We start from the raw sequence: 14995 nt of genomic DNA, 5'->3' as shown, positions 1-14995 counted from the left end.
GAGGAAATGATGAAGCAATTTACCCTAAACCCTTATTTTGGTGAGTATGGCGGTAGTTATGTACCGCAAATTTTAATGCCTGCTCTCAGTCAACTAGAGCAGGCGTATATCAGTGCCATGGACGATCCTAGCTTTAATGCCGAGCTGATGGATTTACTCCACAATTATGCCGGCCGCCCGACCGCGTTGACCTTAACGCGTAACCTGAGTCCCAACCCTTTATGTAAAATTTATTTAAAGCGTGAAGACTTGCTTCATGGCGGCGCTCACAAGACCAATCAAGTATTGGGTCAAGCATTGCTGGCGAAGCGAATGGGTAAAAAAGAAATTATCGCTGAAACCGGGGCCGGCCAACACGGGGTTGCCACCGCTCTCGCCTGTGCCTTATTAGGGCTTAATTGCCGCATTTACATGGGTGCCAAAGATGTTGAACGCCAATCGCCTAATGTGTTTCGAATGCGATTGATGGGCGCGACCGTGATCCCGGTAACATCGGGGTCAGCGACCTTAAAAGATGCGTGCAATGAAGCCATGCGCGACTGGTCTGGCAGCTATGAGAAAGCCCATTATTTATTAGGCACGGCGGCAGGTCCACACCCCTTCCCGACCATAGTCCGTGAGTTTCAGCGGGTGATTGGTGAAGAAACTAAACGTCAGATCCTCGAAAAAGAAGGACGTCTGCCCGATGCCGTCATCGCCTGCGTCGGCGGCGGTTCCAATGCCATTGGCATGTTTGCCGATTTCATTGACGAACCCAGTGTGCAATTGATTGGGATTGAGCCGGCAGGTAAAGGCATAGATACTCCGTTGCATGGCGCGCCGCTACGTCACGGCAAAACGGGCATATTTTTCGGGATGAAAGCGCCACTGATGCAAGATGAAGAAGGTCAAATAGAAGAATCCTACTCGATTTCAGCAGGGTTAGACTTTCCTTCCGTCGGCCCGCAGCATGCCCATTTAGCCGCAATTGGCCGTGCCCAGTATGAATCGGCCACCGATGATGAGGCATTAGCAGCGTTTCAACGGTTAGCACGTTGCGAAGGGATTATTCCTGCCCTTGAGTCGGCTCATGCCATTGCCCACGCCATTACATTGGCTGAACAAGCCACCACTGACACCTTGTTGGTGGTCAATTTATCCGGTCGCGGCGACAAAGACATTTTTACCGTATCAGACATTCTTAATCCTGCCACTCAAGGAGAGGCCTCATGAGTCGTTATTCCGCCCTATTTAGCCGCCTTGCTACCGAGCAGCGCGGGGCACTGGTTCCCTTTGTGACGTTAGGTGATCCAGGTAAAGCATTGTCATTAGCCATCATCGAAACCTTGATTGCCAACGGCGCCGACGCCTTAGAGCTTGGCTTTCCATTTTCTGATCCCCTCGCCGATGGCCCAGTGATCCAAGGCGCCAACCTCCGTGCAAGAGCTGCCGGCGTCAAGGTGGCCGATTGCTTTGAGATGATCAGCGCCATTCGCACGCAACATCCTACTATCCCCATTGGATTATTGCTGTATGCCAATCTAGCTTATGCCAATGGCATAGATCATTTTTATCAACATGCTCAGGCAGCGGGTGTCGACTCCATCTTAATCGCCGATGTGCCCATGCAAGAAGCCGAGCCCTTTGTAGCAGCCGCTAAGCGCCACCAGATAGATCAAATCTTTATTGCACCGCCAAACAGTAGCGATGATGATTTACAGGCCTTGGCTCAACTTGGTAGTGGCTATACCTATTTGTTATCGCGCGCGGGTGTGACGGGCGCGGATATCGAAGCGCAAATGCCCATCGCGACGGTTGTAGAAAAACTCAAGCATTACCAAGCGCCGCCGCCATTGCTGGGGTTTGGTATTAGTCAGCCCGAGCAAGTGCGTGCTGCCATAGATGCTGGCGCCGCGGGGGCGATTTCAGGCTCTGCGGTGGTCAATATTATTGCCAAACACTTAAATGAACCCCAGACGTTATTAGCTGAGATGGCGACATTTATTCGCGCCATGAAAGACGCAACCTGAGCCCTGTGCCGCCACAGCCCTTAGCTTGTGGCGGCGCATTTTCTTAAGGGTCGTCGCATTAATCCGCCCCAGACTCACGGCATTGGTCAAGCGTCGAGGCCATGCTACACTCGGCACATATTTTTCCTGCGAATGATTTGTATATGCAGCAGCTGCTAGCTTGGTTTCCCATGGTCATTTTTTTCGCCATCTATCAATTATTCGGTATTTATCTCGCCATCACTCAAGCAATGAGGCCGAAAAGTAGCCTCATTGGCTTAACGGCCCTGACGTTAATCAATCCTGTGATTACCGCCTTTTTTCTTTATCAACACTTACCTCAGAACAACCCAAGGAATTAATATAATGTGGTATATGATCTCAGCTGAAGACATTCCCGGCACGTTAGACAAACGCTTGGCAACCCGCGAACAGCACCTTGCCAGACTACAACAATTGAATGATGAAGGTCGGTTGTTAATCGCCGGGCCACACCCAGCCATTGACTCTGAAAACCCCGGCGACGCCGGATTTACCGGCTCGCTGGTAGTGGCAGAATTTGATAGCCTCGCCAGTGCTAAAGATTGGGCCAATGCCGACCCCTATTTTGCCGGCGGTGTGTATGCCGAAGTGATTGTCAAACCCTATAAAAAGGTTTTGCCATAATGAAAATTGTATCTTTTAATATCAATGGCCTAAGAGCTAGACTCCACCAACTACACGCCTTAATTGATAGCCATGCTCCCGACATCATTGGTCTTCAAGAAACCAAGGTGCATGATGAAGCCTTTCCTGTCGCTGATATCGAAGCCATGGGCTATCAAGTGCATTACCATGGCGGCAAAGCTCATTATGGTGTGGCCTTATTATCTAAAGTCGCTCCAGTTAACGTGCAAAAGGGTTTTGATTCAGATGCAGATGACGCGCAACGCCGCCTGATCATTGGCCAGTTTGAACAAGCCAATGGCCGGCTGTTGACTGTCATTAATGGCTATTTCCCGCAAGGCGAAAGCATTCATCACGAAACGAAATACCCAGCTAAGCGACGTTTTTATCAAGACTTAATGACCCATCTAGCCAACCATTGCTCGGCAGATGAAGATATTGCAGTGATTGGCGATATTAATATATCCCCTATCGATTTAGATATTGGCATTGGTGCTGTCAATGCTAAGCGTTGGCTCAAAACGGGGAAATGCAGCTTTCAACCCGAAGAAAGAGCATGGCTTAAATTACTGCTCGATTGGGGCTTTATCGATACCTTTAGGCAGTTGCATCCCCTGGTTGATGACCGCTTTTCGTGGTTTGATTACCGCAGTAAAGGCTTCGATGATAACCGCGGTCTGCGCATCGATGTGATTTTAGCCACGCCGTCACTAGCACAACGCTTAAGCGCCAGTGATATTGACTATGCGCTACGAGGCATAGAAAAGCCCTCAGATCATGCGCCCATCTGGAGCACATTTAGTTAATTATCATAAGGAAACCTATTGGTTTCCTTTTTTTTGTCCAATAACTTGAAATTTGACGCGTTTTATCTAAAGCTAATTTATAGTTAAAGATTTATTTATCATACTCGATATTAATAATAATTGATTGCTTAGTTCAGCGAGTACAGGAAGTACTGACATCATTTCAGGGAAGATATAATGCAAACAGTTCGATGCAAGTGGATATGGCTGGGGATCGCTATTGTTAGTTTATTTCCCGCCATCGCCCTTTCTCACCCCATCAAAATTGCCGTATCCAAAACGCCGTTATCAGCGCCAATTATTGTGGCCAAGCAACAAGGTTTTTTTGAAAAATTTGGCTTGGATATACAATTAATTCCTACCGCAGGTGGCGACTTATGCCTCCAAAAATTATTAAATAATGAAGTCGATTTAGCCACAACCTCAGACAGTGTCATCATGTTTGAGATGTTTAATCGTCAAGATTTCTCGGTACTGGCCAACTTTGCCACCTCAGATAATGACATAAAAATATTCTCAACCCGTGGCCATAACATCCATTCCATCGGAGATATTGAAAATAAACGAGTGGGATTAATTCAATCTTCCGCCAGCGAATATTTATTTGATCAACTGCTCATCCTCCACGATTTACGACATATTCAACATAGCCGTCACTATTATCATGCCAATGAACTGGCCATGGCCTTACTTACCGGCGAGGTCGACATAATTTCCATTTGGGAACCCTATGGTTATCGTCTCAAAACCAATAACGATCATATAGTACAGGCATTCGACACCCGCGGTTTAACGACGCGTACCTTTAACTTGGTCAGCCAAATAGGGGGTAAAAACAATGACGACTGGGTTGCTATTCTTACGGCGATTGAAGCCGCCAATGCGCATATTTTGAAGAATGAAGCCCAAAGTAAAGAAGTCGTTCAGCAATTCTTAAAGATTGAATTATCGGAATTAACTTCGCTGTGGCCTGACTATCATTTTCGGCTATCCAGTAGCCTGAGCTTAATCCCGCACCTACGCAACAGCGCCCATTGGGCAATTTCATCAGGTAACACCCGTCATGACCGCATACCCGACTTTACCGCAATAATGAACAGCCAAGCCCTGCAAATCATGCGTACATCACAAGGCAAATTACAATGAAGATAGTCCAACAGTTACGGCTCTTAATCATTTTCAGTATTGGCTTAACCGGCCTGTTACTGGCCGCCTTACTCAAGCAAGTGCATACGGAGCAACATGCCAGCCATCAAATGGAACAGATTTTGGCCTTGGGAAATCAAGTGGATACCCTCGCCAATAACTTATGGGCGCTCACCAATTTTAATAACCCTGATGAGATTAGCTTCAACCTAGCCGGACTGTCACAACTTGAAGTGTCACTGCATAAGATCCCGCGAGACGATGTGATTGTCCGCAATGATTTAGCTATTCTTGGACGCGATATTGCTCAAATCAGAAACCTGCTGTCATTAAGTCAGCAACAGAAAGAGTTGGGCAAGTTGGGGCAACAAGGGGAATTGATGTTGCAGTCTAATTTAAATATGGCCATTCAATCACTCCGAGAAAGCATTTATCATTATAAGCGCCATGTCATCGGCCAGCATCGTCAATATCAACTGCAATTGGTGTATCTCAATGGCGGTATCTTACTCCTATTTACCTTGTTGATTAGCACTATCTCGATATTGATATTGAAACGATTTGATGTCGGCATTCGCTCATTAACCTTAGGCGTGAAGCAAGTCGCTTGCGGTGAGTTATCAAAAACGGTATCGAGCCAATATCAAGATGAATTAGGATTTTTAACCAACCATTTTAATCAAATGCGCAAGAACCTCCAGCAAACCACAATGCTAAAAGGTGAACTTGAGGTTGTAATTCGCCGCAAAACCCAAGCGCTGCAAGAACAAGCCGAACAATTACAATACTTGGCCGAGCACGATGATTTATGTGGCTTATTGTCCCGAAATGCATTTGAGCAATCCTTGAACATTGCCCTTGAACGCTGTCATCGGGATGATAAAAAAGGCGCAGTTGTGTTTATCGATCTGAATGAGTTTAAACCGATTAATGACACTCATGGTCATCAATTTGGTGACTTGGTACTGCAACAGTTAAGCACCCGCTTAAGCCTGAACTTGCGTAAATCAGATCTTATTGGCCGCTTTGGCGGTGATGAATTTGTGCTTTGGCTGGAAAACAAAGATACCCCTGGCGCCTTGCCAGCGCAGTTAACCAAGCTGGTCACGCTCATTGAAGACACCATGGAGTTTAATGGGATCCAAGTGCAACTGGGTGCCAGCTTAGGTGTCAGTAGATACCCTGATGATGGCACTCATTTGTTTGAATTGCTTCAGAAAGCTGACAGCGCTATGTACCGAGCTAAAAAGAACAGAGCCGGTCAATTAAGTGCGGTTGCTTTTGCCAAAGAAGTTAGCCCTGAAGATAATGTCTTTAGCTTTCCTCAGAGCAAACGCAGCACTTAATCTAACAATTGGTCGGCCACAAACGGGTTGTGCTTTCGCTCTTCACCCACGGTTGAGATCGGGCCATGCCCTGGCACAAAGGTGACGTCATTGCCAAGTGGCCATAATCTTTGAGTAATTGACGCTATCAGATCGGCGTGACTCGAGCCCGGAAAATCGGTGCGGCCAATCGAGCCTCTAAAAATCACATCGCCGACCCAAGCCAACTGGCTTGCTTGATGGTGGAATACCACATGTCCAGGCGTGTGACCTGGGCAATGCAACACCTTAAGTTGTTGATGGCCGACATGGAGTAAATCATCTTGCTCAAGGTAACGGTGAGGTACAAAGGCTTCCGTGGCCGCAAAGCCAAAATTCTGGCTCTGTTTCGGTAAGTTTTCTAACCAAAATTCATCGTCCTTATGGGGACCAATGATGTCGACGCCCGTCAAATCAGCCAGCGCTTTCGCACCTCCCACATGATCAATATGGCCATGGGTTAACAAGATCATAGTTAACGTCAATTGCTCTTTTTCAATACGTTCGATGATGCGTTCAACGTTACCACCCGGATCTATTACCGCGGCTTCCTTGGTCGCTTCACACCAAATCAAACTGCAATTTTGCTGAAAAGGAGTAACGGGGATGGTGACGTATTTCATGTGCTGTTTCTCAGTGGAGTCCATCTGTCAATTATGCCACTAACATAGTGCATTTTCTTGGGTGTTTACCTTGATCTCGATTAATTCAGACACGATTTTTGCTTAATATCAGAAAAATAGGCAGTAAAGCTGAACACATTGCCAAGGTTAGAGCCGGTAATGGTGATCTCAAAGGTCATGACTCATCACGATCATCTGGGATACCGCCAACCCAATACCATGAAAGTTAAGGTGACCACATTGCTATAACCCTATTTTTACTATCTGTTTACCCCGCGCGAATTAGCGTACAATTCGACTTTATCCCCATCCCTATCTTAATAATTTGCACTGAAGATGAAGCTTCAGCCAGCAAATGAGGTGTTTATGTCACGCATTGTCGTTTGTGCTTTATATAAATTTGTTGCCCTCCCTCACTATGCGCAATTACAACCAGCTTTACTTGCCACCATGCAACAGCAACAAATTAAAGGTACCTTACTATTGGCCAGTGAAGGCATTAACGGCACGGTGGCGGGCTGCCAAACCGCCATTGATGCGCTCTTGGCTTGGCTCGAGCAACAAGCGGGGCTAGCCAACATTAATTATAAATGTTCGTATCATGACGATATGCCATTTTACCGCACTAAGGTTAAGCTCAAAAAAGAAATTGTGACCTTGGGAGTTGAAGGCATCGATCCGTTAAAAGTCGTTGGCACCTATGTCAAACCCCAAGACTGGGATCGACTTATCGATGACCCAGAGGTATTGGTGATTGACACCCGTAATGACTATGAAATCCAAATCGGTAGCTTTAAGAATGCGATTAACCCTCACACTAACACCTTTAGAGAGTTCCCCGAGTTTGTGAAATCGCAATTAGACTCGGCCAAACACAAAAAAGTGGCGATGTTTTGTACCGGGGGTATTCGCTGCGAAAAATCGACCGCCTATCTCAAGCAGCAAGGTTTTGAAGAGGTCTATCACCTCGAAGGCGGCATATTAAGTTATCTAGAGCAAATGCCGGTTGAAAATAGCCGCTGGCAGGGAGAATGTTTCGTGTTTGACAACCGGGTGGCGGTCACCCATGACTTAAGCCGCGGCCAATATGATCAGTGTAATGCTTGTCGAATGCCAATTACTCAAGCCGATAAAGCCGCCGAGTCATACGAACAAGGGGTGAGCTGCCCTCACTGCATCGATACCATCAGCTCGAGCCAACGACAGCGTTTTGTGGAGCGTGAACGGCAAATTAACCTCGCTAAAGCACGAGGTGAATGTCATCTTGGCAGCGATGTAAAGCAAGTAATTGAACAGCGCCGCGCCGAAAAAAGTCAACGTAAACAAAACCAAACTGCCGACGATTCACACCAAGATACGGCGTTATAACTAGAGAACAACTCAGCCTTAGGGCATACAACGTTGCCCTAATGTGTGCCCCGAGTGGAAGCCTGTTTACTGGTCGATTTGCTTCGTGTTTTTGCGGTGGCACTCGTGCGCCGCTGACGTTTTGCCTTTTTGGCGGTAAATTTTTTAACAGGCATCTTAGCGGCAACCTCGGCTAAGTGGCGGGTATCGAGCGTGGTGGCATTGGCAATAAGCTCGGTTAACTCGTCGGTTAATGGCTGCATAAACCCTTGATACGACATGTTCTTATTACATATTTCACTTAAATGATTTTCCCAGACGGCGGTCATATCAGGCAGGCTGATACGCTCGGGCAAACTCGCGATTAAACCGCGGCCGACTGGGGTCGCGCGAATGTGTTTACCTTGACGTTCCAAAAAGCCTCGATTAAACAATAATTCAATAATGCCGGCGCGGGTAGCCTCAGTGCCTAACCCATCTGTTTCTTTAAGAATTTTGCGGATCTCGGGATCATTTACAAAGCGGCTTATGCCGGTCATGGCACTGAGCAAGCTAGCATCATTAAATGGCTTAGGCGCCTGAGTTTGCTTATCCAACCTTACGCCAAGCTCACAAAAAGGGGTATCCCCCACCTTCAGAGACGGCAAGAACGACTTAATGTCGTCATCAGAACTGGCCTCTTTGGACGGCATCAACGCTTTCCAACCCGCCACTAAGGATTGGTTAGCTTTGGCCACAAAGAGCCCACCGGCGATCAGTAAACTCATTTTGGTGTGACGATATTGATACGGCTCGAAAAATTGCAAGACATACTGCCGAGCAATTTGGCCATAGACCTTTAATTCATCAACAGATAAGCGGGTGGTGCCGCTAAGACGGGCGGTTGGGATAATCGCATGATGAGCATCAACTTTCGCGTCATTCCACACCGCAGAGCGCAGGCGAATATCGGCCTGATCTATCCAAGGCGTCATCTCCTCGCTATTCGAGCCGATAGCAGCCAACACCTTGGCAGCCTCACCATGATGTGCCACTGGCAGGTAGCGACTGTCTGAACGCGGGTAGGTGATCAGTTTATGTTGCTCATACAAACGCTGACAAATATCTAGTACGGTTTTAGCAGCCATGCCAAAGCGTTTGGCGCAATCAATTTGTAAGCTTGATAAACTGTAGGGCAAGGGTGGGGCTTGGCGTTTGACCTTGGCCTCCACTTCGGTAACCTCAGCGGGTTGCTGGCTAATTTTTGCCACCACGGTATCGGCTAAGCGCGGAGAAATCACCCGCCCCTCCTCATCCATATACCGGGCACAGGCGTCACTGGGCTGCCAGCGCGCACTAAAGTGTTCACCGCTATCGGTGCACAATTGCGCTTCGACCTCATAGTAATCTTTGGCGCGAAAATGCTCGATGTCGACATCACGGCGCACGACTAACCCCAGCACCGGAGTTTGCACACGTCCGACAGATAGCACCCCTTGATAACCTACTTTTTTACCTTGAAGGGTATAGGCCCGGGTGAGATTCATGCCAAATAACCAATCGGCACGGCTGCGGGCTAATGCGGACGTGGAGAGCGGGATAAACTCTCGGTTACTGCGTAGTTTAGTTAATGCTTGTTTAACTGCGCTTGGGTTTAAGTCATTAATTAATAGCCGCTTTACATTGGCAATCTTGCTGCTAGGCACTTTACAGTAAGACAAGACTTCGTCTACTAAGAGTTGCCCTTCCCTATCGGGGTCGCCGGCATGGACGAGTTCGGTCGCCTGCTTTAGTAAGGTGTTAATCACCCGTAATTGGGATTTGCTGGCGGCTTTGGGGAGCAATTGCCATTGCTGGGGTAAAATCGGCAAATCAGCCATTCGCCATTGCTTGTATTGTTCGCCATAGCTATCAGGGGGAGCTTGCTCCAACAAATGACCAATACACCAGGTGACGCAATCACCGTTGGCTAGCGTGATATAGCCTTGTTGTTGCTTGCCGGCCTTGGGAAAGACATCCGCAATCGCACGACCTAAACTGGGTTTTTCCGCAATGTATAAACGCATACTCACAGACACTGGATATAATTACAGTAACTTTAACGTTTCATGCTGCGCTGAGCAACAAAAAACCACAGCCTGGGCTGTGGTTTGTTTGATTAATCCGCCGCGAGACAATCAGGCGTTATGGATGACACACATTATGGAGCTCTAGGTTGGTGCCTATATCTTGGTTACGGATGGCTTTCGAGTCATCATTGCGCAAGGCAGTTAAATGATCTAAATACGCTTGGTCTACGTCATTGGTAATATAATTGCCATCAAACACTGACGTTTCAAAGCGCGAAATATCTGGGTTTTCTTGCTTAACTGCGGCAATCAAATCCGATAAATCTTGGAAGATAATGCCATCAGCCCCAATGAGCTTGGCAATTTCATCGGCATCGCGACCATGAGCAATCAACTCATTGGTGGTCGGCATGTCGATACCATAAACGTTAGGGAAACGGATTTCAGGGGCGGCTGAGGCAAAATACACCTTATTGGCCCCGGCCTCTCTCGCCATCTCAATGATTTGCTCAGAGGTGGTACCGCGCACAATAGAGTCATCCACTAACAACACATTTTTGCCATAGAATTCGGTGTTAATCGCATTGAGTTTGCGACGAACCGACTTTTTGCGCTCTTGTTGGCCTGGCATGATAAAGGTCCGGCCAATATAACGGTTTTTAACAAAACCTTGACGGTAAGGTAAATCCATTTCGCGGGCGATTTCTAAGGCAATATCACAGGAGGTTTCAGGAATAGGAATGACCACATCGATATCGTGATCGAACCACTCCTTTTTAATCTTCTTACCAAGGTAGGTGCCCATGTTCACGCGGCTCGCATATACCGACACTTTATCTAAGGTGGAGTCGGGGCGCGCAAAGTACACATACTCAAAAATACACGGGCTATAGCTCGGCGCTTCAGCGCACTGACTGGTAAATAAGCGACCATCCAAAGTAATGTAAATCGCCTCACCTGGGGCCACATCTCGGATGACTTCAAAACCCACCGCATCTAACGCAACACTTTCAGAGGCCACCATATACTCGGTGCCCTGTTCCGTTTCATGTTTGCCTAAGACTAACGGTCGAATGCCAAAGGGATCGCGGAACGCCAACAAGCCTTGACCAATGATCATCGCCACCACAGCATAAGCACCACGGACTTGACTATGCAGATGCGACACGGCGGTAAACACTTCTTGCTCAGATAAAATTAAGCCCTGGGTTTGTTGTAATTCATCCGCCAGTAAATTGAGTAATACTTCTGAATCGGACGTTGTATTGACATGACGCCGCTTATTCACAAGCGCATCGACTAATTCAATCGTGTTGGTTAGATTACCATTATGAGCGAGGGAAATACCGAAGGGAGAGTTTACGTAGAAAGGTTGGGCTTCTGAGGCACTTGAGCTACCTGCGGTAGGGTAACGCACATGACCTATCCCTGAATTACCTTGGAGTCGTTGCATGTGTTTAGGTTCAAACACATCACGCACGAGTCCATTCGCTTTACGTAAACGAAAGGCAGAGCCATCAACAGTCACGATACCTGCGGCATCTTGGCCTCGATGTTGTAACACTGTCAAAGCATCATAAATCGTTTGATTAACCGCCGTCGAGCCAACTATTCCAACAATACCACACATGGGTAAGTATCCTCATTGTAAGATGTTCGAAATTCTATTTTTATTATGTAGGTACAAAGCTTGAGGTCGATTCTAGGTAATTAAAGAACCATTGGATCACTACCCCAAATTCAGGCACTAATACTGAATCCTGCCACCACAAAGTCGCTGGTGCCCCAGTAAAAGCATCCAAGAAAAATAATATGGCACTGACAATCAGTGCGCCGCGTAAGGCGCCAAAACATAAACCTAAGACTCTGTCGGTACCAGACAGACCGGTTTTAGACACTAATTGTCCCAACAAGTAATTAATCAACGCGCCGACAATTAAGGTACACACAAACAAAATGGCGATAGCAACGCCATTGCGTAAGAATTCATCCTGTAATTGCGTAAGATGCAGTGCCAGCGGTTGATAAAATTCACTGGCAACAAAGAAGGCGACAAACCAAACAACTAAAGACATGGCCTCTTTGGCAAAACCACGGATCAAACTGATCAGTGTCGATAAACCAACGATGGCGATAATGGCGTAATCAATCCAAACCATAAAATATGCTATCCGATGCAGCAAATGAAGTCGGCGGGATGATAACAGAGAAGTTACTGTTTCTCACCCCCAGAAAATGAATTATCCGTAGAGGAAACAATCCCCTGTCATGCTAACGGATGATCTTACCCTTGGATCGGATCATAATTGACTATGCGCCCCTTAAGATCAGTCAGTTTATGAACCTTAGCTTGTATCGTGATTAATTTATCTCGATTGATCTCGGGCCCAACAAAGACTTTTGTTAACTGGCCATCGACAGCTTTGGCTGGGAAGGTATAGGTCGCAAAACCCGCTTCACGCAGCTGTGACACCAGTACATTGACATTTTTGGCATTGGCGAAACTGCCTAATTGCAAGGTCCAACCCGCTTTGGCACTGATGGCGGGCGCTGGCGTTGGTGCCGGCTCAATGACTGACACCTCAGGCTTAACTTCGGCCGGGCTCGGTTCAACCACCTCGGTGCCCTCGCCCTCGTCCTCGCTATAGATTGGGGTAATTTCTGCTATCTCTAGCGCAGCAGGAGCGGTTTGCGATTGCGGACGCAACGGGATCTCGGCAAAGGTTTCTTGCTCTTGGTGCTGTTTACCATCCAAAATATCCGGTAAAAAAATCACCCCTAATGCCACCAAGACTATGGTTCCCACCAGACGATTGTGAAACTGATTGGACAAAACTATTTCCCTTCTAACACAGAATTAAATGCGGCAACGGTATAAAACGAACCAAAAACGATGACAACATCCCCGACTTGCCATTGCTGACGGATCCTTTGCCAAGCGCTGGCAACATCTGCGCAAGTTTGCCATTGCGCAGTGGTCAAATATCGCTGCAGATCTAGAGCGCTCGCACCGCGCGGATTATCAATATCAATAAGGTACCAGTTGTCGACCACAGGTGCGAGACAATCAAGAACCCCTTTAATATCTTTATCTTTCAACATGCCACACAAGGCGATAACCCGTTGAGCTGGGAGTTCTCTCAACTTGCTGGCCAAGTATCGCGCGGCGTGCGGGTTATGCGCCACATCAACGTAAGTTAACGGGGATGTCGCCACGCACTCAAAGCGCCCAGCCAATTTGGCTTGACTCAAGCCTTGGCAGATAGCATCGCGCGATAAATCGGGAAATAATGACTCAAGAACCGCCAATGCTGTGGCGGCATTCGCTAGCGGCAACTGGGGGACGGGCAGCCCCTGCCAGTGCCATTGACTGCCTTGATAATCAAAGTGCTGTCCATGCTGCTGGTAACTAAAATCTTGACCCACTTGTCGTAATTGCGCGCCGAGCTCACGGGCCACTGCGCTGATAGATTGTGGCGCGTTGGCATCGCCACACACCGCCGGACGTTGAGCACGAAAAATGCCCGCCTTTTCACGGCCCACGAGTTCGCGGGTGTCACCCAAGTATTCTTGATGATCAAGGTCAATTGCTGTCACCGCACTCACATCGGCATCGATAATATTGGTGGCATCTAAGCGACCGCCTAAGCCGACCTCTAACACCATGACCTCGACTTCTTGCTGCTTAAAAATAACTAAAGCAGCTAAGGTCGCAAATTCAAAAAAGGTCAGCGATAACTCTGCTCGCGCACTTTCTATCAAAACAAAGGCATCGAGCAATTGCTGATCACTGACATCTTGACCATTGATATTGATGCGCTCGTTGTAACGTAATAAATGAGGCGAACTGTACACACCTACGCTGTAACCTGCGATGCCAAGCACGCTGGCTAACATGGCACAAGTGGTCCCTTTACCATTAGTACCGGCGACCGTGATCACCTTGGTCTCAGTAAACTGGTTCACCCCAAGGCGTTGAGCCACTTGGGCAACCCGCGTTAGCCCCATATCAATTTCAATGGGGTGCATCGCCAGAATATACTCCAACCACAACTCGAGAGTATCGCCCTTCTGTGGGACTGATAACATAGGTGCTGTCATAGTTAATCCGCCAAAAATAATGGCCCCATGGCCGGTTTAGGCAACTGATAATTGGGGTAAGTCACATCCACGAGATACAAGCCATGTGGCTTGGCCGTCGCCGCCGCTTTACTGCGGTCTTTTAAGGCCAATAATTTACCCAGATAATCAAGGTCTTCTCGGCCGTAGCCGACTTCTAGTAACGATCCCACAATATTACGCACCATGTGATGTAAAAACGCATTGGCGGCGATATCAACAATCACAAAGGCACCATGGCGGGTCACATCCACCCGATGCACATTACGAAACGGGGTTTTCGACTGGCATTGAATGGCTCTAAAACTGGTAAAGTCTTGCTCACCTATCAAGTATTGTGCTGCCAAATGCATACGCTGCTCATCAATCTGCCCCGGATATTGGCTAACGCCATATCGCAAAATGCCCGGACGTAAATTATGGTTATAAATCACGTATCGATAACGGCGAGCTGTCGCTGAAAAACGCGCATGAAAATCGTCATCGACCTCCATGGCCCAACGCACGGCCACTTGATCTGGCAAATGACTGTTAACCCCTAAGGTCCAAGCCCCCATATTACGAATAGCTTGGGTATCAAAATGCACTACTTGCCCCGTGGCGTGTACCCCAGCATCGGTGCGACCAGCGCATTGCAATGCAATCGGTTCATTGGCAATCACCGACAAGGCACGTTCTAATTGTGCCTGCACCGAGTCGACTTCGGCCTGACGTTGCCAGCCATAAAAACCGCTGCCGTCATATTCAACCCCTAGGGCTATGCGCATCTTAAATCTCTCAACTACAAATTTGCGGCAAATATACCATAAACGCCTGACAGCCCCTGCATAAAAAAACGGCGCATAGTGGCATTTTGTTGACATCAGCTCACTCAGTAAAAAGCAAAAA

Annotated in this window: 15 protein-coding genes; 8 read left to right on the top strand and 7 right to left on the bottom strand. The window is 47.6% G+C overall.

What is annotated here, in order from left to right:
• The first annotated feature begins 9 nt into the window (after positions 1-9).
• The 7 genes from trpB (at position 10) to KU855_RS05015 (ending at position 5952) form a co-directional block, all read left to right on the top strand.
• Entirely contained in the window at positions 10-1212 is a 1203-nt protein-coding gene (gene trpB / locus KU855_RS05045; protein ID WP_218529216.1) for a tryptophan synthase subunit beta, read from the top strand.
• Positions 1209-2009 (top strand): tryptophan synthase subunit alpha, encoded by an 801-nt coding sequence (trpA, locus tag KU855_RS05040; RefSeq protein ID WP_218529215.1) that lies wholly within the window; start codon positions 1209-1211, stop codon positions 2007-2009. The genes trpB and trpA overlap by 4 nt, the downstream gene beginning before the upstream one ends.
• Before the next feature lie 143 nt (positions 2010-2152).
• The gene (locus KU855_RS05035; RefSeq protein ID WP_218529214.1) at positions 2153-2350 is read left to right on the top strand and encodes a septation protein IspZ; all 198 of its coding nucleotides are present in this window, start codon (positions 2153-2155) and stop codon (positions 2348-2350) included.
• Between the two features lie 4 nt (positions 2351-2354).
• Positions 2355-2654 (top strand): YciI family protein, encoded by a 300-nt coding sequence (locus KU855_RS05030; RefSeq protein WP_218529213.1) that lies wholly within the window; start codon positions 2355-2357, stop codon positions 2652-2654.
• Positions 2654-3460: an exodeoxyribonuclease III gene (xthA, locus tag KU855_RS05025; RefSeq protein WP_218529212.1), complete on the top strand. Its 807-nt coding sequence runs from the start codon at positions 2654-2656 to the stop codon at positions 3458-3460. Before KU855_RS05030 ends, xthA begins: the two co-directional genes overlap by 1 nt.
• 177 nt (positions 3461-3637) lie before the next feature.
• Entirely contained in the window at positions 3638-4606 is a 969-nt protein-coding gene (locus KU855_RS05020) for an ABC transporter substrate-binding protein (RefSeq protein WP_218529211.1), read from the top strand.
• Positions 4603-5952 carry a GGDEF domain-containing protein gene (locus tag KU855_RS05015; protein ID WP_218529210.1) on the top strand — a complete coding sequence of 450 codons (1350 nt, stop codon included), beginning with the start codon at positions 4603-4605 and terminating at the stop codon, positions 5950-5952. The genes KU855_RS05020 and KU855_RS05015 overlap by 4 nt, the downstream gene beginning before the upstream one ends.
• Here the strand turns inward: KU855_RS05015 and KU855_RS05010 are convergent.
• Positions 5949-6593, bottom strand: a complete 645-nt coding sequence (locus tag KU855_RS05010) for an MBL fold metallo-hydrolase (protein ID WP_218529209.1) — start codon at positions 6591-6593, stop codon at positions 5949-5951. The two genes, KU855_RS05015 and KU855_RS05010, sit on opposite strands and share 4 nt — an antisense overlap.
• A 366-nt stretch (positions 6594-6959) precedes the next feature.
• On the opposite strand from KU855_RS05010, the gene KU855_RS05005 reads away from it, so the two are divergent.
• On the top strand, positions 6960-7961 hold the full coding sequence (locus KU855_RS05005; protein ID WP_218529208.1) for a rhodanese-related sulfurtransferase: 1002 nt from the start codon (positions 6960-6962) through the stop codon (positions 7959-7961).
• 38 nt (positions 7962-7999) lie between these two features.
• Here the strand turns inward: KU855_RS05005 and KU855_RS05000 are convergent, their stop codons facing one another.
• The 6 genes from KU855_RS05000 to truA all read right to left on the bottom strand — a co-directional run bounded on the left by KU855_RS05000 (position 8000) and on the right by truA (position 14874).
• Entirely contained in the window at positions 8000-9985 is a 1986-nt protein-coding gene (locus tag KU855_RS05000) for a DNA topoisomerase III (protein ID WP_218529207.1), read from the bottom strand.
• A 118-nt stretch (positions 9986-10103) separates the two neighbouring features.
• Positions 10104-11618, bottom strand: coding sequence for an amidophosphoribosyltransferase (purF, locus tag KU855_RS04995; protein ID WP_218529206.1), 1515 nt, complete (start codon positions 11616-11618; stop codon positions 10104-10106).
• A gap of 43 nt (positions 11619-11661) precedes the next feature.
• Entirely contained in the window at positions 11662-12147 is a 486-nt protein-coding gene (locus tag KU855_RS04990) for a CvpA family protein (RefSeq protein WP_218529205.1), read from the bottom strand.
• A gap of 125 nt (positions 12148-12272) precedes the next feature.
• Complete coding sequence (locus KU855_RS04985) at positions 12273-12821, bottom strand: SPOR domain-containing protein (protein ID WP_218529204.1); 549 nt, start codon at positions 12819-12821, stop codon at positions 12273-12275.
• 2 nt (positions 12822-12823) lie between these two features.
• Positions 12824-14077: a bifunctional tetrahydrofolate synthase/dihydrofolate synthase gene (folC, locus tag KU855_RS04980; protein ID WP_218529231.1), complete on the bottom strand. Its 1254-nt coding sequence runs from the start codon at positions 14075-14077 to the stop codon at positions 12824-12826.
• A gap of 14 nt (positions 14078-14091) precedes the next feature.
• On the bottom strand, positions 14092-14874 hold the full coding sequence (gene truA, locus KU855_RS04975; protein WP_218529203.1) for a tRNA pseudouridine(38-40) synthase TruA: 783 nt from the start codon (positions 14872-14874) through the stop codon (positions 14092-14094).
• Positions 14875-14995 lie beyond the last annotated feature (121 nt).

The organism is Shewanella sp. NIFS-20-20 (assembly GCF_019209865.1).
GTDB lineage: Bacteria > Pseudomonadota > Gammaproteobacteria > Enterobacterales > Shewanellaceae > Shewanella.
This window is presented reverse-complemented; position numbering and strand designations above follow the sequence as displayed.